Source organism: Flavobacterium denitrificans DSM 15936, from assembly GCF_000425445.1.
Classification (GTDB): Bacteria; Bacteroidota; Bacteroidia; order Flavobacteriales; family Flavobacteriaceae; genus Flavobacterium; species Flavobacterium denitrificans.
Window position 1 is genome coordinate 984,505 of record NZ_KE384377.1, and the last position, 20,902, is coordinate 1,005,406.

The 20,902-nt window shown below is 33.3% G+C and carries 21 protein-coding genes; 14 read left to right on the forward strand and 7 right to left on the reverse strand.

Features of this window, described 5'->3' with window-relative positions; genetic code table 11:
• Positions 1–82: 82 nt before the first annotated feature.
• The 3 genes from holA (at position 83) to ettA (ending at position 3,074) form a co-directional block, all read left to right on the forward strand.
• Positions 83–1,087, forward strand: a complete 1,005-nt coding sequence (gene holA, locus H600_RS0116215) for a DNA polymerase III subunit delta (RefSeq protein ID WP_026729771.1) — start codon at positions 83–85, stop codon at positions 1,085–1,087.
• Positions 1,088–1,153: 66 nt separating this feature from the next.
• Positions 1,154–1,336 (forward strand): CAL67264 family membrane protein, encoded by a 183-nt coding sequence (locus H600_RS22205; RefSeq protein WP_035108693.1) that lies wholly within the window; start codon positions 1,154–1,156, stop codon positions 1,334–1,336.
• Positions 1,337–1,382: 46 nt separating this feature from the next.
• A complete protein-coding gene (ettA, locus tag H600_RS0116225; RefSeq protein ID WP_026729772.1) occupies positions 1,383–3,074 on the forward strand; it encodes an energy-dependent translational throttle protein EttA in 1,692 nt (563 codons plus the stop codon).
• 218 nt (positions 3,075–3,292) lie between these two features.
• On the opposite strand, the gene H600_RS0116230 is transcribed toward ettA, so the two are convergent.
• A complete protein-coding gene (locus H600_RS0116230; RefSeq protein WP_026729773.1) occupies positions 3,293–3,706 on the reverse strand; it encodes a thiol-disulfide oxidoreductase DCC family protein in 414 nt (137 codons plus the stop codon).
• Between the two features lie 253 nt (positions 3,707–3,959).
• Positions 3,960–6,125 carry an endonuclease MutS2 gene (locus H600_RS0116235; RefSeq protein WP_026729774.1) on the reverse strand — a complete coding sequence of 722 codons (2,166 nt, stop codon included), beginning with the start codon at positions 6,123–6,125 and terminating at the stop codon, positions 3,960–3,962.
• Between the two features lie 110 nt (positions 6,126–6,235).
• On the opposite strand from H600_RS0116235, the gene H600_RS0116240 reads away from it, so the two are divergent.
• Positions 6,236–6,907 (forward strand): uracil-DNA glycosylase, encoded by a 672-nt coding sequence (locus H600_RS0116240; protein ID WP_026729775.1) that lies wholly within the window; start codon positions 6,236–6,238, stop codon positions 6,905–6,907.
• A 13-nt stretch (positions 6,908–6,920) separates the two neighbouring features.
• Here the strand turns inward: H600_RS0116240 and H600_RS0116245 are convergent, their stop codons facing one another.
• From H600_RS0116245 to porX, 5 genes are all read right to left on the reverse strand, one after another.
• Positions 6,921–7,307: a DUF4258 domain-containing protein gene (locus H600_RS0116245; RefSeq protein ID WP_026729776.1), complete on the reverse strand. Its 387-nt coding sequence runs from the start codon at positions 7,305–7,307 to the stop codon at positions 6,921–6,923.
• Positions 7,308–7,343: 36 nt separating this feature from the next.
• On the reverse strand, positions 7,344–8,543 hold the full coding sequence (locus H600_RS0116250) for an alanine dehydrogenase (protein WP_026729777.1): 1,200 nt from the start codon (positions 8,541–8,543) through the stop codon (positions 7,344–7,346).
• Between the two features lie 84 nt (positions 8,544–8,627).
• Entirely contained in the window at positions 8,628–9,101 is a 474-nt protein-coding gene (locus H600_RS0116255; RefSeq protein ID WP_026729778.1) for a GNAT family N-acetyltransferase, read from the reverse strand.
• A 37-nt stretch (positions 9,102–9,138) separates the two neighbouring features.
• On the reverse strand, positions 9,139–9,546 hold the full coding sequence (gene tsaE, locus H600_RS0116260) for a tRNA (adenosine(37)-N6)-threonylcarbamoyltransferase complex ATPase subunit type 1 TsaE (RefSeq protein ID WP_026729779.1): 408 nt from the start codon (positions 9,544–9,546) through the stop codon (positions 9,139–9,141).
• Positions 9,547–9,627: 81 nt separating this feature from the next.
• Positions 9,628–11,181: a T9SS response regulator signal transducer PorX gene (porX, locus tag H600_RS0116265; protein ID WP_026729780.1), complete on the reverse strand. Its 1,554-nt coding sequence runs from the start codon at positions 11,179–11,181 to the stop codon at positions 9,628–9,630.
• A 210-nt stretch (positions 11,182–11,391) separates the two neighbouring features.
• Here porX and H600_RS0116270 point away from each other — a divergent pair, with 210 nt between their 5' ends.
• The 10 genes from H600_RS0116270 (at position 11,392) to H600_RS0116320 (ending at position 20,841) form a co-directional block, all read left to right on the forward strand.
• The gene (locus H600_RS0116270) at positions 11,392–12,621 is read left to right on the forward strand and encodes an HD domain-containing protein (RefSeq protein WP_026729781.1); all 1,230 of its coding nucleotides are present in this window, start codon (positions 11,392–11,394) and stop codon (positions 12,619–12,621) included.
• A gap of 39 nt (positions 12,622–12,660) precedes the next feature.
• Positions 12,661–13,704 carry a UDP-3-O-(3-hydroxymyristoyl)glucosamine N-acyltransferase gene (gene lpxD / locus H600_RS0116275; RefSeq protein WP_026729782.1) on the forward strand — a complete coding sequence of 348 codons (1,044 nt, stop codon included), beginning with the start codon at positions 12,661–12,663 and terminating at the stop codon, positions 13,702–13,704.
• Positions 13,697–15,085: a bifunctional UDP-3-O-[3-hydroxymyristoyl] N-acetylglucosamine deacetylase/3-hydroxyacyl-ACP dehydratase gene (locus tag H600_RS0116280; RefSeq protein WP_026729783.1), complete on the forward strand. Its 1,389-nt coding sequence runs from the start codon at positions 13,697–13,699 to the stop codon at positions 15,083–15,085. Before lpxD ends, H600_RS0116280 begins: the two co-directional genes overlap by 8 nt.
• Before the next feature lie 72 nt (positions 15,086–15,157).
• A complete protein-coding gene (lpxA, locus tag H600_RS0116285) occupies positions 15,158–15,943 on the forward strand; it encodes an acyl-ACP--UDP-N-acetylglucosamine O-acyltransferase (RefSeq protein ID WP_026729784.1) in 786 nt (261 codons plus the stop codon).
• Positions 15,944–16,038: 95 nt separating this feature from the next.
• Entirely contained in the window at positions 16,039–16,605 is a 567-nt protein-coding gene (efp, locus tag H600_RS0116290) for an elongation factor P (RefSeq protein ID WP_012024960.1), read from the forward strand.
• 238 nt (positions 16,606–16,843) lie between these two features.
• Positions 16,844–17,773, forward strand: coding sequence for a UDP-3-O-(3-hydroxymyristoyl)glucosamine N-acyltransferase (locus H600_RS0116295; protein WP_026729785.1), 930 nt, complete (start codon positions 16,844–16,846; stop codon positions 17,771–17,773).
• A 1-nt stretch (position 17,774) separates the two neighbouring features.
• A complete protein-coding gene (locus H600_RS0116300) occupies positions 17,775–18,137 on the forward strand; it encodes a nuclear transport factor 2 family protein (protein ID WP_026729786.1) in 363 nt (120 codons plus the stop codon).
• A gap of 86 nt (positions 18,138–18,223) precedes the next feature.
• The gene (gene sucD, locus H600_RS0116305; protein ID WP_012024957.1) at positions 18,224–19,096 is read left to right on the forward strand and encodes a succinate--CoA ligase subunit alpha; all 873 of its coding nucleotides are present in this window, start codon (positions 18,224–18,226) and stop codon (positions 19,094–19,096) included.
• A 143-nt stretch (positions 19,097–19,239) separates the two neighbouring features.
• Positions 19,240–19,668, forward strand: a complete 429-nt coding sequence (locus H600_RS0116310; protein ID WP_026729787.1) for a hypothetical protein — start codon at positions 19,240–19,242, stop codon at positions 19,666–19,668.
• A 558-nt stretch (positions 19,669–20,226) separates the two neighbouring features.
• Complete coding sequence (locus tag H600_RS0116320; RefSeq protein WP_026729789.1) at positions 20,227–20,841, forward strand: RNA polymerase sigma factor; 615 nt, start codon at positions 20,227–20,229, stop codon at positions 20,839–20,841.
• Positions 20,842–20,902: the final 61 nt, after the last annotated feature.

Genomic DNA, 20,902 nt, shown 5'->3' on the forward strand with positions numbered 1-20,902 from the left:
AATTGGTCAATTTGAAAATTAGTCAATTATTTATTTTTGAATAATACTGAAAACTGACACTGAATACTGAAAACTTAATTTAATGGACGAAGTTGTAAAGATTGTAAATGATATCAAGGCAGGAAATATTAAGCCGATTTATTTTTTGATGGGTGAAGAACCTTATTATATAGATAAATTATCTCAATATATTGAAGACAATGTTCTTGCAGAAGAGGAAAAGGGTTTCAATCAGACAGTTTTGTACGGAAGAGATGTTTCTGTTGAAGATATTGTTTCAACGGCCAAGCGCTATCCTATGATGGCTGATCGTCAGGTTGTTATTGTGAAAGAAGCGCAGGATTTGTCCAGGAATATCGATAAATTAGAAGCATATGCCAATAATCCAATGGAGACTACGGTGTTGGTTTTTTGTTACAAATATAAAACATTAGACAAACGTAAAAAAGTAACTAAAGTATTAGCTCAGAATGGATTGGTTTATGAAAGCAAGAAACTTTACGAAAATCAAGTCGGCGATTGGATAAAACGTGTTTTGGCTGGAAAAAAATATACCATCGATCCAAAAGCAAATGCTATGTTGGTTGAGTTTTTAGGGACAGATTTGAGTAAAATCAATAATGAACTTGAAAAACTACAGATTATTTTGCCACAAGGCACGATGATTACGGCTGAACATATTGAAGAAAATATTGGTTTCAGTAAAGACTATAATGTTTTTGAACTTCGAAAAGCCATTGGAGAACGCAACCAATTAAAGGCATATAAAATTGCTGAAAATTTTGCCCACAATCCAAAAGAATATCCATTAGTAATGACAACAGGATTGGTATTTGGATTCTTTGTTCAACTTTTGAAATACCACGGACTTAAAGATAAAAACCCAAAAAATGTTGCGTCGGCACTGGGCGTAAATCCTTATTTTTTAAAAGAATATGATTTGGCTGTGAAAAATTATCCCATGCGAAAAGTAAGTCAAATAGTTGGAGCTTTGCGCGATATTGACGTAAAAAGCAAAGGAGTAGGAGCAAATGCATTGCCACAATCTGATTTGCTAAAAGAAATGCTTTATAAAATATTTAATTAAGCCGTAATAATTCACGATATTTGCCTTTCTAAAAAAATAATCAGATTAAAAAATAATTACACAATTATGGGAATGAATAAAAATACCATTTTAGGATGGGCCACTTTAATAATGGTGCTTATGGGATTGTTACTAATTGGTCTAGGGGTTTTTAGATACAGTGATGTTTCGGGTTGGGGATTTGGTGCTGTTGGAGTTGGTTTCTTTGCTAATGCTTGGGTATTCAATGCTTTGAAAGGAAGAGTTTAATCTGTTTTTGATCATAATAAACAATATAAATAAAAAATAAAAACAAATGTCAGACGATAAGAAAGTAATTTTCTCAATGCAGAAATTGAGTAAAACCTATCAAGGAGCAGACAAACCGGTACTTAAAAATATTTATTTAAGTTTCTTTTATGGAGCTAAAATTGGTATTTTAGGTCTTAACGGTTCTGGAAAATCTTCTCTTTTAAAAATTATTGCAGGTGTTGATAAAAACTATCAAGGTGATGTAGTTTTTCAACCTGGTTATACTGTAGGTTACTTAGAGCAAGAGCCAATTCTTGATGATTCTAAAACAGTTATTGAAATTGTTCGTGAAGGAGCAGCAGAAACAATGGCAGTTTTAGAAGAGTACAATCAAATCAATGATTTATTTGGTCTTCCAGAATATTATGAGGATCAAGATAAAATGGATAAATTGATGGACCGTCAGGCAGCTTTGCAAGATAAAATTGATGCTCTTGGTGCTTGGGAAATCGATACAAAATTAGAAATTGCAATGGATGCATTGCGTACGCCAGAAGGTGATACGCCGATTAAAAACCTTTCTGGAGGTGAGCGTCGTCGTGTAGCTTTATGTCGTTTGTTATTGCAACAACCAGATGTATTGCTTTTGGATGAGCCTACCAACCATCTTGATGCTGAGTCGGTTCTTTGGTTAGAGCAACACTTGGCACAATATTCTGGAACTGTAATTGCTGTAACACACGACCGTTATTTCTTGGATAATGTTGCTGGATGGATTTTAGAGTTAGATAGAGGAGAAGGTATTCCATGGAAAGGAAATTATTCTTCTTGGTTGGATCAAAAATCAAACCGTTTGGCTCAAGAAGAAAAAGTAGCTTCTAAACGTAGAAAAACTTTAGAGCGTGAGTTGGAGTGGGTTCGTCAAGGTGCAAAAGGTCGTCAGACAAAACAAAAAGCACGTTTACAGAACTATGACAAATTATTGAATGAAGATCAAAAGCAATTAGACGAGAAACTAGAGATTTATATCCCGAATGGTCCTCGTTTAGGAACAAATGTTATTGAAGCTAAAAATGTTGCAAAAGCATTTGGAGATAAATTGTTATACGATAATTTGAACTTTACTTTGCCACAAGCTGGTATCGTAGGAATTATTGGGCCTAACGGTGCTGGTAAATCGACTATTTTCAAAATGATTATGGGTGAGCAAGCTACAGACAGCGGAGAATTTTCAGTTGGAGAAACTGTAAAAATCGCTTACGTAGACCAGTCGCACGCTAATATTGATCCGAATAAATCTATTTGGGAAAACTTTGCAGATGGTCAGGAACTAATTATGATGGGCGGTAAGCAAGTAAACTCGAGAGCTTATTTATCACGTTTCAATTTTGGTGGTGGCGAGCAAAACAAAAAAGTATCAATGCTTTCTGGTGGAGAACGTAACCGTTTACACTTGGCAATGACTTTGAAAGAAGAAGGAAACGTACTTTTACTGGATGAGCCTACGAATGATCTTGACGTAAATACGCTTCGTGCACTTGAGGAAGGTTTGGAGAATTTTGCTGGTTGTGCCGTAATTATTTCTCACGACAGATGGTTCTTAGATAGAATTTGTACGCACATTCTAGCTTTTGAAGGGGATTCTGAAGTTTATTTCTTCGAAGGAAGTTTTACTGAATATGAAGAAAACAAAAAGAAACGTCTTGGTAATGATTTGACTCCAAAACGTATTAAATACAGAAAATTGATTAGATAATTTTTCTAATCAATTTCAAATATAAAATCCCAAATTCCAATTTATTAGTGAATTTGGGATTTTTGTTTTATTAAGTTTTTCCGTTTTGTTTGTCAATTTCGACGAAGGAGAAATCTTCATGAGAAACTTTTCACTGTTGAGCAGGCTTTGTCGAGCTACTTGCGAAGATTTCTCCTTCGTCGAAATGAAAAGATTGAGCTAAATTGGAGTTTAAAATTTTACAAAAACTTAGATTTCAATTCTGGAGTAGGAATCATACAACTTTCTTTTTTGCCATACCAATTGTATCGATTCTTCGCAACATAATCATAAATTCTGTCGCTTATAAAAATTGGTACGATTCTAAAAATTGGGATCAATTTCCAAAGGCCACCAAAATTTTTAGCGATTTCAAGTATTGCAGAAGATTTATAAAAATAAGCAGTTTCTGGATCATATAAGATAATGCTATCCATTTTTGAAAAACTAATTCCCAAATGTTTGCAGATTGAAATTCCTAAATCAGATTGCAGTGCAACAAATCTGAAAATATCTTTTTTGTCATGTTTGATAATAAATTGTACCGCAGAACTGCAGAGGTTGCAAACTCCGTCAAAAAGAACTATTTTTTTGTTTTTTGGAAGACTTTCCATTTTATTGTTTTAAAGTAAAAAAAATTATCAAAGCCCTATAAATTTAAAGAATTAGTTTTGTCTATTGATTTGTTAATTTTTATAAAATTAATAAATTAAAAATGACTTTCATAAATTGATTTTAATCGATTTTTAGAAAAAGGTAATCTTATTTTGCTTTTAAAATAAAAACGTCTATTAAATCGCTTTATTTTAATTTAAGTGTTTTTTATATTAATTTTTAAGTCTAAAAACTGTGACTGCGACTGAAAATCTATTTTTTTACAGCTTCAACCAATTCCAGTTCATCCAAACTTACTTTCGAAGTAAAAATTCCATAATTAACCGTTGCTTTATTTTTTTCGATCGAATCAATACTTCCTACAGATCTTCCGTCAAGCATTCTTACTCGGTCGCCAACTTTTAAAATTGGTTTTGGTTTTTCTACGACAGGTTTTAGTTTTTTCTCTTTTTTCTCTTTTCGAATTTCTTCAACTTTTACCTGAACTTCAGCAATAATTTCTTTTTGTTTTTCGACTTTGGCCTTGACTTCTTTCGGAGTTCCTTTTTTGCGTTTTGAATTTTCTATCTCAACAATTTTCAGAAATTCGCCAATTAGTTCTTTCTTGTTTTTGTTGTTGAAGTACTTTTCGGCAATATCATCAATTTTTTGTCCGATGTAAATTATTTTTTGATTACTGTCGTACAATTCTTGATAGCTTTCTAATTTTTGCTGAATTTTAGTATTGATGTTTTCCATCTTTTTGCTTTCCTCGCGCGCACGGGTTTCTTCTTCTTTTAAATTCAAAGAAGTTTTTTCCAGTTTCGATCGCTCTTTTTGAAGCGTTGCGATGGTTTTATCAAAACGAACTTTTCCAACTTCGATTTTCTTTTTCGCACGATTAATCAGTCCAAACGGAATTCCATTTTTTTGAGCAACCTCAAAAGTAAACGAACTTCCTGCCTGACCCAAAGCCAATTTATACATTGGTTCGAGAGATTTTTCGTCGAACATCATATTGGCATTTGTTGCGTATGGCAATTCGTTGGCAAGAATTTTTAAATTGGAATAATGCGTCGTGATAATTCCAAAAGCTTCACGATGGTAAAATTCTTCTAAGAAGATTTCAGCCAATGCTCCACCCAGTTCAGGATCAGAACCTGTACCAAATTCGTCAATTAAAAACATTGTTTTTCTGTTGCATTTCTTCAAGAAATAATTCATGTTTTTTAATCTGTAACTGTATGTACTTAGGTGATTTTCAATGGATTGATTATCTCCAATGTCGGTTAAGATTCTGTCAAACAAGAAAGTTTCACTTCTTTCGTGAACCGGAATCAAAATTCCTGATTGCAACATTAATTGCAATAAACCAACCGTTTTTAAGGAAATAGTTTTTCCTCCCGCATTTGGTCCAGAAATGACAATAATTCGGTTTTCTTGTTTTAATTCGATCGTTTGTGGATGCGTAACTTCTTTTTTTTGTTTGTTGTTCAAATACAAAATTGGATGATAAGCTTCTCTAAAAAACAATCTTCTTTCTTCTGTAATTGTCGGCAAGATTGCATTGATTCTATTAGCATATTTTGCTTTCCCGGCAACAACATCAATATCACTTAAAAAATCTTGATATTCAATTAATAAAGGAAGATAAGGACGAATTACATTTGATAAATTCTTGAGAATTCTCGTAATTTCCTCTTTTTCTTCATATTCAAGATTTGCAAGTTCTCGAGAATATTTTAAAGTAGCTTCTGGTTCAATGTAAGCAATACTTCCAGTTTTTGAGCTTCCTAAGATAGAGCCTTTAACTTTTCGGCGATACATAGCGAGTACGGCTAGAACTCGTCGATTTTGTACAAAGCTTTCTTTAATATCGTCCAAATATCCTAAGCCATTATATTGTGTTAAGGCGACTCCAAAACTTTGGTTTACTTTTCCGCGAACCAAATTCATATTTTGGCGAATGCCAGCCAATGCTGGTGAAGCATTGTCTTTTATTTCTCCGTATTTATCTACAATAGCGTCAATTGAAGTAATTATATCTTTTGTTAATTCTACTCTTGAAGCTCGTGCGTTTAGATTTGGATAATAGTCGTCGAATTTTTTTAAGAAATTCAGCAAGACATTTGTTGTTGCGGAAAGATTCGCAATTTTTCTAAAACTTCCTACTTCAAGGAAGCTGTCTTCGATTGCTAAGAATTTGATTTCATGCGTGATTGCGTCAAATCCGTGATTCGGAATGGCGTTATTATTTTGAAAAGAAGACACATATTCCGATGTCTGCATCAAAGACTGCATCAATTCTTCTTTATCTCTAAAAGGTTTTATAAGTAAAGCTTTTTCTTTTCCAATATCAGTACTGCAACCATCAGAAATGGTTTCAAGCACGGTTGGAAATTGTAAATCTTGTAATGTTTTTTCTGTAATAGATACCATTATATATCGTAAGTTGTAAGATTTCAAAGTTACAAAGTTTTGAAAACTAAATTGTACTATTCATTAGTAGTTTGAAAAAAACTTTGCGTAATTTGTAATAAAATTTTAAAATGAAGATTAATTTATCTCAAGATTGGCAGACTGTTTTGAAAGACGAAATTCAGAAACCTTATTTTAAGGAATTGATGGATGCGCTGGATATTGAGTACAAAACACATACCTGCTATCCACCAGCTGAATTGATTTTCTCTGCCTTTAATAATTGCAGTTTTTCAGACTTGAAAGTTGTAATTATTGGTCAAGATCCTTACCATGGAGAAGGAGAAGCCAATGGTTTGAGTTTTTCTGTAAATGATAATGTCAAAATCCCGCCCTCGCTTCGCAATATTTTTAGAGAAATAAATACCGATTTTGATTCGATTTTTATGCCAACTTCGGGCAATCTTGAAAAATGGGCACGGCAAGGCGTTTTGCTTTTGAATGCTTCTTTAACCGTGCGAAAAGATAGTCCAAATAGCCATAAACATTTGAAATGGAATCTTTTCACAGATGCAGTAATCCAGTCAATTTCCGACATAAAAGAAAATGTTGTTTTTCTTTTGTGGGGAAGTTTTGCTCAGAAAAAAGGCCTAAAGATTGATCGTTCAAAACATCATGTTTTAGAATCTGGACATCCTTCACCAATGAGTGCTAATCAAGGAAAATGGTTTGGAAACAAACATTTCAGCCAAACGAATGCTTTTCTAGAATCAAAGAAAATTAAAGAAATAGAGTGGTTTTAAGATTTCAGCGAAACTATTTTTCAGTTTCTTTTTTGATAATGTCTTCTAAAACAGCTTTATTTTCATAATTAACCACTTTTAGAATGATTTCCTGATTTTTTACTGTTTTTCCTTCAATGATATAAAGCTTTCCTTTTTTATATGGGATATTACTTTGGTCAAAATCAACATCTCCGTAAGTCAACGTGTTTTTAACATCTGCAGTGTCAACCCATTTTTCGTTTAAGGTTTGAACAGCTTTGTCTGAATATTGAAAAGGTTTTGTTCTCAGATTATTTAAAACTCTGGCATTTGGGAAATAATTGCAACGCGTATCTTTTCCAATAAAAAATCCTGATACGATAAAACATCCTAATACAAGGCCAATAAGATAATATGCAAAACGGTGTACGAACTTCATGAAATAAATTTTTTGCAAAGGTACACTAAAGTTCCCTTAAAATACAAGTAAATTAATATCGTTGTCTGGCAAATCAAACCAGTCGCCGATTGCCTTATTTGTAAGGATTCCGTGATACAAATAAATTCCGTTTTTAAGCCCTTTATTGCATCGAATTGCACTTTCTAAACCACCATCTTCGGCTATCTGATGAAGGTAAGGAGTTAATATGTTACTTATTGATAATGAGGCGGTTTTAGAGTATCGAGAAGGAATGTTTGGCACACAATAGTGTAAAACATTGTTTTTGATAAAGGTTGGTTTTTCGTGTGTCGTAACTTCAGAACTTTCAAAGCATCCGCCAGTATCAATGCTGACATCCACAATTACGGCACCTTTTTTCATGTGCTCGACCATAGTTTCGGTTACTACAATCGGGCAACGTTCTTTTCCTCGCATCGCTCCGATCGCCACATCACAACGACGTAAAGCCTTTAATAAACCTTTTTGTTGAATTGTTGAAGTGAAAATTCTTTGATTTAAATTGTTTTGCAAACGTCGCAATTTAGTAATTGAATTATCAAAAACTTTTACGTTTGCGCCTAATCCGATAGCTGTTTTTGCAGCAAATTCACCTACAGTTCCAGCTCCAAGAATCACGACTTCAGTAGGGGGAACACCTGTTATATTCCCAAATAAAAGTCCTTTTCCAAATTCGTCAGTAATCATCAATTCTGCAGCAATTAGGATTGAAGCAGTTCCAGCAATTTCACTTAAAGATTTTACTGCGGGATACGATCCATCTTCGTCTTTAATATATTCAAAAGCTAATGCAGTAATTTTTTTTTGTGCCAAAGCTTCGAAGTACGCTTTCTTTTTTGTTTTAAGCTGAATGGCCGAAATAATAACTGTTTCAGGATTGATCATTTCGATTTCGGCTAGAGTAGGCGGTTCTACTTTTAGTAAAAACGGACAACCGAAAACTCTTTTGGTGTCTTTTGTGATTTCGGCGCCAGCATCTGCATATTCTTTGTCGGTATAGCTTGAACTTTCGCCAGCACCAGATTCAATCATAACGCGATGTCCTTCATAAGTAAGTGAATTTACAGCGTCAGGCGTCAGGCATATACGACGTTCCTGATAACTTGTTTCCTTAGGAATTCCTATAAAAAGTTCTCTTTTAAAACGACCTACCTCAAGTTTTTCTTCTTGTGGCAGTAATTGTTGTTTTGTAAATGGAGTTAACGTGATTGACATGGGTGTGCAAAAAATTAAAGGTACAAATTACGCAAAAAGATTTAAAATTAGTGCAAAAATTCTGCTAATACTGTGATGTAAATGTTAAGATATTTTTTTCTCCATTTTAATGTCGGCCCTTTCGTAAATGCCCGATTCTAAAGGGATTTCAACGAAGCCAAATTTTTTATACAAATGAATTGCAGGAAGTAAAATTGTATTTGAGTATAAAAATAGCGTCTCAATATTATTTTCTTTAGCAACATTTATACAATGTTCTAGAAGTTTATTCCCAACTCCAAGGCCTTGCGCACTATCTGAAACTGCCATTTTGCTTAATTCAAATGTAGAATCATTTAGTTTTAATAATGAAGCCGTTCCGATAATTTCGTTATTATATCGAGCGTAAAAAATCATACCGCCTTTATCAATAATTTCTTCTTGCGGATTTGAAAGCGTGATTTTGTCTTTTTCTTCGACTCTGAAATATTTTTCCAGCCAAGCTATATTCAGCGTTTTGATGTGGTCTTTTAAATCTGAGGAAAAAGGGATTATTTCTACGTTCTGTGAGGTGTTCATTTTTGTTGTTTTTTCTTTGTGAGTCTCTCGCAAAGTTTTATGCTAATTCTAAATTTCTTTTCCCATCTGCCAATAACTCAATATTAATGGTAGAATACTCATCAGGTAGTAAATTCGCAATTTTTTCAGACCATTCAATAAAACACCAATTTCCAGAATACAAATAATCATCAACGCCCATATCAAGTGCTTCGGTCTCTTTATTTAATCGGTAAAAATCAAAGTGATAAACCGTTTGATTATTAGGTGTTTGGTATTCGTTTACCAAAGAAAAAGTAGGGCTGCTAGTTGCGTCTTGAACACCTAAAGTTTTGCATAATTGTTTGATCAAGGTTGTTTTTCCAACTCCCATTTCTCCGTTAAAAAGAATGATTTTTTTAGGATTTGAAGCAATAATCTGCTCTGCAACTTCTTGAATTTGATCTAATGAAAAAACAATGTTCATCTTTGTTTATTTTTAATAGTCTCAGTCCCAGTCTCAGTTTTCAGTTTTTAACTGAGACTTTAAACTGCGACTGAAAACTTTTTATTTTGGGTTAAAAACTAAAAACGGAATAATCATTTCTTCCAATGAAATTCCGCCGTGCTGATACGTATTTTTGTAATAACTCACATAATGATTGTAGTTGTTTACATACGCCAAAAAGAAATCATTTTTGGCAAAAATAAACGAACTGCTCATGTTTATCGCTGGCAAACCAATTGTTTTAGGCTCTTTTACTACATAAACATCTTTTTGTTCGTATGTCAAACTGCGACCAGTTTTGTAACGCAAATTTAGGCTTGTATTTTTATCTCCCACAACTTTCGACGGATTTTTTACATTTATTGTTCCGTGGTCTGTTGTTAAAATAAGTTTGAAGCCCAAAAGTTGTGCCTGTTGAATAATTTCTAATAAAGGCGAATTTTTAAACCAGCTTAAAGTCAAAGAACGATACGCTTTATCATCAGAAGCTAATTCTTTTACGACCTCCATTTCGGTTTTAGCATGCGAAAGCATGTCAACAAAATTATAGACTACAGTAACTAAGTCATTTCCTTTTAAGGCTTTGAAATTTTCTGCTAGTTTTTTTCCACCGGCATAATTGGTGATTTTGAAATAATCTTCCTTAATATTCAAACCTAAACGTTTTAATTGAGCAGAAAGGAATTCAGCTTCATAAAGATTTTTTCCGCCATCTTCGACATCATTTTTCCAATATTCAGGAAATTGTTTTTCCATTTCGACTGGCATTAAACCAGAAAAAATGGCATTTCGAGCATATTGTGTTGCCGTTGGAAGAATAGAGTAGTACGGAACTTCTTTTTCTAACTTGTAATAATTGGCAATTACGCCTTCAAAAGCCTTCCATTGGTCATAACGAAGATTGTCAATTACTACAAAGAGAATAGGTTTGTCTTTCTTTTTGATTTCAGGAACGACCAGTTCTTTGAATAAAGTATTGGACTGTATAGGTTTGTCTGCTTTTGGGGCAAACCAATCTTCATAATTTCGTTCTATAAATTTCCCGAATTGAGAATTAGCTTCAACTTTTTGAGATTCCAGAATTTCAATCATCGCCGTATCGTTGATGTCTTCAAGTTTTAGTTCCCAAAAAAGCAGTTTTTTGTATAGTTCGACCCAGTCTTCATAAGAATTTACCATCGCCAATTCCATCGCGATTTTTCTGAATTCCTTCTGATAGTCAAGAGTCGTTTTTTCAGTAATTAACCTTGAATCGTCCAAGTTTTTCTTTAAACTCAACAAAATCTGATTCGGATTTACAGGCTTGATCAAGTAATCGGCAATTTTAGAGCCAATCGCTTCTTCCATAATGTATTCCTCCTCGCTTTTGGTAATCATAATCATTGGTATAGCCGATTTTTTTTCTTTCATTTCAGAAAGCGTTTCTAAACCGCTCATTCCTGGCATGTTTTCATCCAAAAAAACAATATCGAAATTGTCTTCTTCAAATAGCGCAACAGCATCAAGTCCGTTGTTGCAAGTCGTTACCGAGTAATTTTTTTTCTCCAGAAATAATATATGAGGCTTTAAAAGGTCAATTTCATCATCGACCCAAAGTATTTTTATCTTATCCATAAACAAATTTATTTTTAATGCAATTTAGAAGTATAGAACTTAAAAACTATTAAAAATAGTATAAATTTCAGATAAATGAAACCTAATTTTGAGATAAAATCTTTTTGATATTTAAGTATTTGTCTCACTATCAGCTAAATTTAATGTTAACTTTTAAATGAAAAACTATAGTTATTTACTTATATTTGTTGACCTAAAAATAACCAAATAGTGACTCATATTAATAAGTTAAAAATATTCAATGATCCCATTTACGGGTTTATCACAATCCCGAATGAGCTTATTTACGACTTAATTCAACACCCATATTTTCAGCGTTTGCGCCGTATTTCACAAATGGGACTTTCGTATTTGGTTTATCCAGGAGCCAACCATACACGTTTTCACCATGCCTTGGGATGTATGCATTTGATGAAGAAAGCAATTGATACGCTTCGTTTTAAAGATGTAGCCATTTCTGAAGAAGAAGAAAATGCTTTGTTAATAGCGATTTTGCTACATGACATTGGGCATGGACCATTTTCTCACGCTATGGAAAAAAGTATTGTTGAAGACGTGCACCATGAAGCTATTTCGCTTTTGTTTATGAATCAGCTGAATGAAGATTTTGACGGAAAATTAAGCTTAGCTATTCAGGTTTTTAAAGGGGAATATCACAGGAAATTTATGTTGCAATTGATTTCAAGTCAATTGGATATGGATAGAATGGATTATTTAAAACGTGACAGTTTTTACACGGGGGTTGCTGAAGGAAATGTCAATTCTGAACGATTGATTCAGATGATGAATGTTGAAGATGATGTTTTAGTGATAGAAGAAAAAGGAATTTATTCTGTTGAAAAATTCCTTCTTTCAAGAAGATTAATGTATTGGCAGGCTTATTTGCACAAAACAAGTTTGGTTGCTGAATTAATACTAATGAAAGTGTTGAAAAGAGCTAAAGAATTGACGCTCAAAGGAGTTAAATTGCCGTGCAGTGAACCGCTTTTGTATTTTATGCAAAATAAAATCGCACTTGAGGATTTTGATGCTGAAAAGCTAGATTTATTTTCGCAATTAGACGATTTTGATATTATTAGCGCTCTTAAAGCTTGGCAAAAACAAGATGATTTTATACTTTCAACTTTGAGTAAAATGATCATTAACAGAGATTTGCTTAAGATAAAAATGAGTGCAGAGAAAATTCCGATGGAAGAATCTCAGTCGATGAAAGAAGAGTTTGCGGAGGATCATAATATTTCACAATTAGAAGCCGGTTATTTTATTTTTAGAGGAAAAATTAAAAACCAAGCTTATAGCAAGGCAGCTGAACCAATACGAATTTTGAAAAAAGATAAAACAATTGAAGATGTTGTTGAAGCCTCTGACCAGTTGAATTTGAAATCGTTATCTAAATTGGTAACAAAATATTATATCTGTTTTCCAAAACAACTTATCTAAAATTAACATTTAAAATCTATTTTTTATATTTTTGTCGCGATGAAATTTACAGCAGAACAAATAGCAGGAATTTTAGAAGGAGAAGTTGTTGGGAATCCCAATGCAGAAGTTTCTCGGCTATCTAAAATAGAAGAAGGTGAGGATGGATCGCTTACTTTTTTGGCTAATCCAAAGTATGTCAACTATATATATACTACAAAAGCGACAGTTACAATTGTCAACGACAGCTTTGTTCCAGAACAAGAGATTACTACAACTTTAATAAAAGTAGAAGATGCTTATGCCGCTTTTTCTAAGCTTTTACATTTTTACAATCAAGTAAAATTGAACAAGACAGGAATCGAAGCGCAGTCTTTTATGTCTGAGGGAACAAAATATGGAGAAAATTTATATTTAGGAAGCTTCAGTTATATAGGGCAAAATGTAGTTTTAGGGAATAATGTGAAAATTTATCCAAACAGCTTTATTGGCGACAATGTTGTCATTGGTGATAATGTATATGTTTTTGCAGGAGCAAAAATTTATTCTGAAACCGTAATAGGAAATAATTGTACAATTCATTCAGGAGTAATTATAGGTGCAGATGGTTTTGGTTTTGCTCCAAATGAAAATGGAGAATATAGCAAAGTACCTCAAATTGGAAACGTTATCCTTGAAGATAATGTTGATGTTGGTGCAAATACTACAATTGACAGAGCAACACTTGGTTCTACAATAATTAGAAAAGGAGTGAAATTAGACAATCAAATTCAGATTGCTCACAATGTTGAAATTGGAAAAAACACAGTAATTGCTGCACAAAGCGGTGTTGCCGGTTCAACTAAAATAGGAGAAAACTGCATGATTGGCGGGCAGGTTGGTATCGCGGGCCACTTAGTAATAGGTAACAATGTTAGACTTCAGGCGCAGTCTGGGGTAGCAAGGAATATTAAAGACGATGAAACTTTACAAGGGACTCCATCGCTTGGATATACAGATTTTAATAAATCGTATGTTCATTTTAAGAATCTTCCTAAAATTGTTGCTGAAGTTGAAGAATTAAAAAAACAAATAATAAACCCAAAAAATGGAAATAATGGTTAAACAGAAAACCATCAAAAATGAAATTTCACTAACAGGAGTTGGATTACACACTGGAAAAGAAGTTACAATGACTTTCAAACCAGCTCCTATTAATAATGGTTTCACTTTTGTTAGAGTAGATTTGCAAGGTCAGCCAATTATTGAGGCTGATGCTAATTATGTTGTTAATACGCAAAGAGGTACTAATTTAGAGAAATTAGGTGTAAAAATACAAACTCCAGAACACGTTTTAGCGGCAGTAGTTGGTTGCGATTTGGATAATATTATCATTGAATTAGATGCCTCTGAACTTCCTATAATGGATGGTTCATCAAAATATTTTGTTGAAGCGATTGAAAAAGCTGGAATTGAAGAACAAGATGCGCAACGTAATGTTTACGTGGTTAAAGAAGTCATTTCTTTTACTGATGAAGCGACAGGAAGCGAAATCCTTGTAATGCCAAGCGATGAATATCAGGTTACAACAATGGTAGATTTCGGTACAAAAGTATTGGGTACTCAAAATGCTACACTTAAAAGTATTGCTGATTTTAAAACTGAAATCGCAAGCTCAAGAACGTTTAGTTTCTTGCATGAATTAGAATCATTATTAGAAAACGGCCTTATTAAAGGAGGAGATTTGAATAATGCAATTGTGTATGTAGATAAAGAAATTTCAGAGTCTACAATGGAGAATTTAAAGAAAGCTTTTGGAAAAGATGAGATCTCTGTTAAACCAAACGGAGTTTTAGACAATCTTACGCTGCATTATCCAAACGAAGCCGCAAGACACAAATTGCTTGATGTTATTGGTGATTTGTCTTTAATTGGAGTTCGTATTCAAGGAAAAATCATTGCAAACAAACCAGGTCACTTTGTAAATACTCAGTTTGCTAAAAAATTGGCAAAAATCATCAAAATTGAACAAAGAAACCATGTTCCAGTTTATGATTTGAACCAAGAGCCATTGATGGATATTCACAAAATCATGGCAATGCTCCCTCACAGACCTCCATTTTTATTGATTGACAGAATCATTGAGATGTCTGATCGTCATGTTGTTGGTTTGAAAAATGTTACTATGAATGAAAATTTCTTCGTAGGGCATTTTCCAGAAGCACCAGTTATGCCAGGAGTTTTAATCGTTGAAGCTATGGCACAAACAGGAGGGATTTTAGTTTTAAGCACGGTTCCAGATCCTGAAAATTATTTAACCTATTTCATGAAAATTGATAATGTTAAATTCAAGCATAAAGTATTGCCTGGCGATACATTAATTTTCAAATGTGAATTGATTTCTCCAATCAGAAGAGGGATTTGCCATATGCAAGCAAATGCATATGCAAACGGAAAATTAGTGACCGAGGCAGAATTAATGGCACAAATTGCAAGAAAACAATAAATAGTCAAATTTATTGTTTAGGTTTGTTGCCCTCAAATTAGACTATTTTAATTTAAAATATAAAACATACAGATGAATCAACCATTAGCATATGTTCATCCTGGCGCTAAAATCGCTAAAAACGTTGTAATTGAGCCTTTTACAACAATTCACAATAATGTTGTTATTGGTGATGGTACTTGGATTGGTTCAAATGTGACCATCATGGAAGGTGCACGTATCGGTAAAAATTGCAATATTTTTCCGGGAGCTGTAATTTCTGCGGTGCCACAAGATTTAAAATTCGGAGGAGAAGATTCTCTTGCTATTATAGGAGACAATTGTACTATTAGAGAGTGTGTAACGATTAATAGAGGTACTGTTGCATCTGGACAAACTGTTCTAGGGAACAATTGCTTAGTAATGGCTTATGCACATATTGCACACGATTGCGAAATTGGTAACAATGCAATTATTGTAAATGGTGTTGCTTTGGCGGGTCACGTAGTTGTTGGGAATCACGCTGTAATTGGCGGTTTGGCGGCCATTCACCAATTTATTCATATTGGAGATCATGCCATGATTTCTGGTGGATCATTGGTTAGAAAAGACGTTCCTCCATATACAAAAGCGGCGAAAGAGCCATTGTCATACGTTGGGATTAATTCAGTTGGTTTAAGAAGAAGAGGTTTCAGTACTGAAAAAATCAGAGAAATTCAGGAGATCTACAGAATTTTGTACCAAAAAAACTACAACACAACTCAAGCTTTAAGTATTATTGAAGCTGAAATGGAAGCGACTCCTGAGAGGGATGAAATTCTTGATTTTATCAGAAATTCATCACGAGGAATTATGAAAGGTTATTCAGGAAATTATTAAAAATAAAGTTTAATTGTTTATTTGTTTAATCGTCCAACCGAATAAACAGTTAAACGATTCAACGATTCAACAATAAAATAAAATAAAAAAACAAAATGGCATCTACATCAGATATTAGAAACGGATTGTGTATTAAATTTAATCACGACATCTATAAAATTATTGAATTTCTTCACGTTAAACCTGGAAAAGGTCCAGCTTTCGTAAGAACAAAACTTAAAAGTTTAACTTCGGGTAAAGTATTGGATAATACATTTTCTGCAGGTCATAAAATTGATGTTATACGAGTTGAAACACATACATTCCAATTCTTATATCCAGAAGGTGATGAATTTCATTTCATGAATGCTGAAACGTTTGAGCAAATTTCTTTAAACAAAAACATCTTAGATGCTCCAGATTTGTTGAAAGAAGGGACAAATGTAATGGTTCAAATCAATACAGAGACAGATTTACCTTTATCAGTAGATATGCCAGCATCTGTAATTCTTGAAGTTACTTATGCTGAACCAGGAGTAAAAGGAAATACGGCTACAAACGCAACTAAAAACGCTACTGTAGAAACTGGTGCAAATGTAAACGTTCCTTTGTTTATCAACGAAGGTGATAAAATAAAAATTGATACAGCTTCAGGTTCTTACATGGAGCGTGTAAAAGAGTAGTTTTTAATTAGATAATTTGTCAATGTGTCAATTAGAAAATTATGCAAACGCAGAAATTGAATAATTTTATTTTCTAATTGACACATTTTCTAATTGACATATTTTCTAATTGACAAATTTTTTTAATTAAGATAATTTGACAATGAGTCAATTAGATAATTTTGGATCAAAACATTTTTTGTATATTGATTTTCTAATTGACTCATTTTCTAATTGACAAATTTTCTAATTATACTATATGAAATTTCCAAAGAGTCATTCTTTACAAGAAATTGCAAATTTGCTGAATTGCGAATTTATTGGTGACAAAGACTTTCAGGTTTTAGGCATGAACGAGATTCATGTTGTAGAACCCGGTGATATTGTTTTTGTGGATCATCCAAAATATTATGACAAAGCTTTGCAATCTGCTGCAACGATTGTTTTGATTAATAAAAAAGTAGATTGCCCAGAAGGAAAAGCGCTTTTGATTTCTGATGATCCTTTCAGAGATTTCAATACTTTGACCAAACATTTTAAACCTTTTCAATTTGCAAATGTTGCGATTGCACAAACTGCGGAAATTGGAGAAGGTACCGTAATTCAGCCGAATAGTTTTATTGGAAATAACGTAAAAATTGGTAAAAACTGTTTGATTCATTCGAATGTTTCAATTTATGATCATACAGTTATTGGCGACAACGTTATTATTCATGCAGGAACTATTTTAGGAGCAGATGCCTTCTATTATAAAAAACGTCCAGAAGGTTTTGATCAATTGATTTCTGGAGGACGTGTAGTGATTGAAGACAATGTTGGAATAGGGGCTCTTTGTACAATTGACAAGGGAGTTACGGGCGATACAACAATTGGAGCAGGAACAAAAATCGACAATCAAGTTCATGTTGGGCATGACACTATTATCGGAAAAAAATGCTTAATTGCATCGCAAACTGGTATTGCTGGATGTGTAATTATTGAAGATGAAGTTACGCTTTGGGGACAAGTAGGAACAACAAGTGGTATTACAATAGGAGCGAAGGCTGTTATTATGGGACAAACAGGTGTGACCAAATCAGTTGAAGGCGGAAAATCTTATTTTGGAACTCCAATTGAAGAATCAAGAGAAAAATTAAAGCAATTAGCCAATATCAAAAAGATTCCTGAAATTCTAAATAAATTGAAGTAATATGTCTATAAAAGAATTTGTTCAAAAATTTTATAAGTCGGATGCCTTGATTGATAGTGAAATCATGAGAACATACTTGCATCCAGAAATAAAGTTGGAGTGGCACAGTACAAAAGGATTGATTGAAATGGATTATAATTCGATGTTGGATATGGCAAATGATTTAAGTCGCGCGTATGTGCGTTCTAAGGTCAGAATTAGTCATATTATTGAGGAAAACGACTTAGTTTCAATACGTTACTCGCATTATGTAAAAACGATTGAAAACCCAAGAGAAGAGATGTTGTTGGCACATTTTTCAACCATTTGGCAAATAAAAGATGATAAACTTTTTAGAGGTTATCAGATGAGTCAATTTTCTTAATATTTTTTTGACAATAAAAGAGGCAAAATACATTACAAAACCTTATTTTTGCAACACAAATTTAAAAACTACATAAAATATATATCATGAGTGTTTTAGTTAATAAAGATTCCAAGATAATTGTTCAGGGATTTACAGGAAGTGAAGGAACTTTCCACGCTTCTCAAATGATTGAGTACGGTACTAATGTTGTTGGTGGTGTTACTCCAGGAAAAGGAGGGACTAGCCATTTAGATCGTCCGGTTTTTAATACAGTAAAAGATGCTGTTGATCAAGCTGGAGCTGATACATCTATCATTTTTGTTCCGCCAGCTTTTGCTGCTGATGCAATTATGGAAGCTGCTGATGCTGGAATTAAAGTAATTATCGCTATTACAGAAGGAATTCCTGTAGCAGACATGATTAAAGCAAATAATTATGTTAAAGAAAGAAGTTCAAGATTAATTGGACCAAACTGCCCAGGAGTTATCACTCCAGGTGAAGCTAAAGTTGGTATTATGCCAGGTTTTGTTTTCAAAAAAGGAACAGTTGGTATCGTTTCTAAATCAGGAACTTTAACTTATGAAGCTGCTGACCAAGTTGTAAAACAAGGTTTAGGAATTACTACAGCTATTGGTATTGGTGGAGATCCAATCATTGGAACTACAACTAAAGAAGCTGTTGAATTATTAATGAACGATCCTGAAACTGAAGCTATCATCATGATTGGTGAGATTGGAGGTCAATTAGAAGCTGATGCTGCTAAATGGGTTAAAGCTGATGGTAACCGTAAGCCAGTTATTGGTTTTATCGCTGGAGAAACTGCTCCTGCTGGTAGAACAATGGGGCACGCAGGTGCTATTGTTGGTGGTTCTGATGATACAGCTGCCGCTAAAAAGCAAATCATGAGAGACAACGGAATTCACGTTGTTGATTCACCAGCTGAAATTGGTAAAAAAGTAAAAGAGGTACTTGGATAATCTTCAAGATTTGAAATAATAAATTCCAAAAAAAAAAGTCTCAATATTTCGTTGAGACTTTTTTACATTTCAGAATACTGAGGTATAAAAACAAAAACTTAGCATCTTAGTACCTCAGTAACTTAGAAGCTTAAAAAAGAAATATGAGTAAAGAATTAGAAAAGTTTAAAGCAACAAGCAGTTTTGCTTTTACTATTGAGGACAGTTTAGAAGAAGTTTGCAACGCTCCAGAAGGGAGTGCTGGAATTTTTATAGTTTATGCTGTTGAAGGAGGAGAGAAAGAATTAATTATGGTTGGTTCTACAGGAACTGTTCAAAATGATGGAACGTTAAAAACAAAAAATGGAGGTCTATACGATAAAATTGTAAACGGACATCAATTTGCTAAAACAGGAAGAAAATATTCTTGGCCAGCACAAATGAAATTGGAGAACATTTCTGAGCTTGAAGTAGTTTGGTATGAAACTTTTAATGCTGATGTGAAAGCGATCCCAACTGCTGTTGAAGGACAAGTTTTGCAAAACTTCTTAGATGCAAACGGTAAATTGCCACGCTGGAACGTAGCTTTCTAAAGCTGTTTTTTCAAAATAAACAATCAAAAAGCCTTACTTTAATTAGTAAGGCTTTTTTTATGAAATTTTTGTTTTTGATTTTCTCATTTTATGTATTTGAAAGCCAAAAATAATCTAAGTCTTTGATCAAGAACCACTTGCTGTTACTGGCTTTGTGTGTTTTTTCTTCAGTAAATTATCAAATTACTAATATTCCAGATGCTAATTTTAAAGCGAAACTATTAAGTATCGATCGTTTCAGCAATAAAGCGAAAAATAAGTTTGGAGATTATACAGCAGTAGATTTAACGGTAATAATGAAATTGAAGTTAGTGAAGCTTAGAATTTGATTTATTTGGATGTTTCTCCCGGAGGTAGTCTCAATTATATAGGAAATCTGGAAGGAATATGTAATTAAAAAGGACTTTAAGTTAGGACACTGTCTCTTTTATGTAAATAAATTGGTTTTAATTATTAGCTTTTATATATTTATCGCACAAAAGCGAATGATATTGTTAAAAAAATACAATCTCTTCATTGGTAAGAAAAAAATAAAATAGAATATTGCCCCAATAAATAATGAAAACTTCAACTTTAACATCGAATTTATTTGACGATAACACGCTTTGGAATAAATTGAAAGATGGTGATGAAAAATCATTTTCAATATTATTCGAAAGGTATTATGCTGATTTAGTTCGATATGGAAATTCACTTTCCCCATTTGAAGAAAAAGTCCAAGATTGCATTCAGGATGTTTTTACTGATATTTGGATTTATCGGAATTCATTGCAATCTTCAGTTGTTGTAAAAGCTTATTTATTGTCCAGTGTGCGTAAGCGAATTGCGCGTTTGCATGAACGCGATCATATCTTTCGAAAAACTGCCAGTACAGATTCAATAGCTTTTCTTCTTGAATTTTCAGTCGATCATGAACTTTTAGACGAAGCTGATGATGATGCGAAAGAAAAAATTATCCACTTGAATAAATTGTTGAATGATTTGCCAGCGCGTCAAAAAGAAGCTTTATATCTTCGTTATCATCAAGGCCTTAGTGTAGAACAAATTGCCGAAATGTTGGATGTTAACTATCAGTCGGCTAGTAATTTGTTGCACCGTGGCTTGATGGCTCTTCGCAAGGATTGGAAGGGTAGTTTTTCCTTATTTCTTCTGCTATCCGCAATCGGTTTTTAAATTTATTTCAAAAAAAATAAAAAAAATCACAATTTGGTGAGTATATAATAAGAGTGCTGTC

What these genes read in the sequence shown, in the direction of transcription:
- H600_RS0116320 (WP_026729789.1), top strand. Translation starts at nt 20,227, where the DNA reads ATGAAAACTTCAACTTTAACATCGAATTTATTTGACGATAACACGCTT.
- H600_RS22205 (WP_035108693.1), top strand. Translation starts at nt 1,154, where the DNA reads ATGGGAATGAATAAAAATACCATTTTAGGATGGGCCACTTTAATAATG.
- H600_RS0116310 (WP_026729787.1), top strand. Translation starts at nt 19,240, where the DNA reads ATGAGTAAAGAATTAGAAAAGTTTAAAGCAACAAGCAGTTTTGCTTTT.
- efp (WP_012024960.1), top strand. Translation starts at nt 16,039, where the DNA reads ATGGCATCTACATCAGATATTAGAAACGGATTGTGTATTAAATTTAAT.
- sucD (WP_012024957.1), top strand. Translation starts at nt 18,224, where the DNA reads ATGAGTGTTTTAGTTAATAAAGATTCCAAGATAATTGTTCAGGGATTT.
- H600_RS0116295 (WP_026729785.1), top strand. Translation starts at nt 16,844, where the DNA reads ATGAAATTTCCAAAGAGTCATTCTTTACAAGAAATTGCAAATTTGCTG.
- H600_RS0116250 (WP_026729777.1), bottom strand. Translation starts at nt 8,543, where the DNA reads ATGTCAATCACGTTAACTCCATTTACAAAACAACAATTACTGCCACAA.
- holA (WP_026729771.1), top strand. Translation starts at nt 83, where the DNA reads ATGGACGAAGTTGTAAAGATTGTAAATGATATCAAGGCAGGAAATATT.
- lpxA (WP_026729784.1), top strand. Translation starts at nt 15,158, where the DNA reads ATGAATCAACCATTAGCATATGTTCATCCTGGCGCTAAAATCGCTAAA.
- tsaE (WP_026729779.1), bottom strand. Translation starts at nt 9,546, where the DNA reads ATGAACATTGTTTTTTCATTAGATCAAATTCAAGAAGTTGCAGAGCAG.
- lpxD (WP_026729782.1), top strand. Translation starts at nt 12,661, where the DNA reads ATGAAATTTACAGCAGAACAAATAGCAGGAATTTTAGAAGGAGAAGTT.
- H600_RS0116230 (WP_026729773.1), bottom strand. Translation starts at nt 3,706, where the DNA reads ATGGAAAGTCTTCCAAAAAACAAAAAAATAGTTCTTTTTGACGGAGTT.
- ettA (WP_026729772.1), top strand. Translation starts at nt 1,383, where the DNA reads ATGTCAGACGATAAGAAAGTAATTTTCTCAATGCAGAAATTGAGTAAA.
- H600_RS0116255 (WP_026729778.1), bottom strand. Translation starts at nt 9,101, where the DNA reads ATGAACACCTCACAGAACGTAGAAATAATCCCTTTTTCCTCAGATTTA.
- H600_RS0116300 (WP_026729786.1), top strand. Translation starts at nt 17,775, where the DNA reads ATGTCTATAAAAGAATTTGTTCAAAAATTTTATAAGTCGGATGCCTTG.
- H600_RS0116240 (WP_026729775.1), top strand. Translation starts at nt 6,236, where the DNA reads ATGAAGATTAATTTATCTCAAGATTGGCAGACTGTTTTGAAAGACGAA.
- porX (WP_026729780.1), bottom strand. Translation starts at nt 11,181, where the DNA reads ATGGATAAGATAAAAATACTTTGGGTCGATGATGAAATTGACCTTTTA.
- H600_RS0116280 (WP_026729783.1), top strand. Translation starts at nt 13,697, where the DNA reads ATGGTTAAACAGAAAACCATCAAAAATGAAATTTCACTAACAGGAGTT.
- H600_RS0116245 (WP_026729776.1), bottom strand. Translation starts at nt 7,307, where the DNA reads ATGAAGTTCGTACACCGTTTTGCATATTATCTTATTGGCCTTGTATTA.
- H600_RS0116235 (WP_026729774.1), bottom strand. Translation starts at nt 6,125, where the DNA reads ATGGTATCTATTACAGAAAAAACATTACAAGATTTACAATTTCCAACC.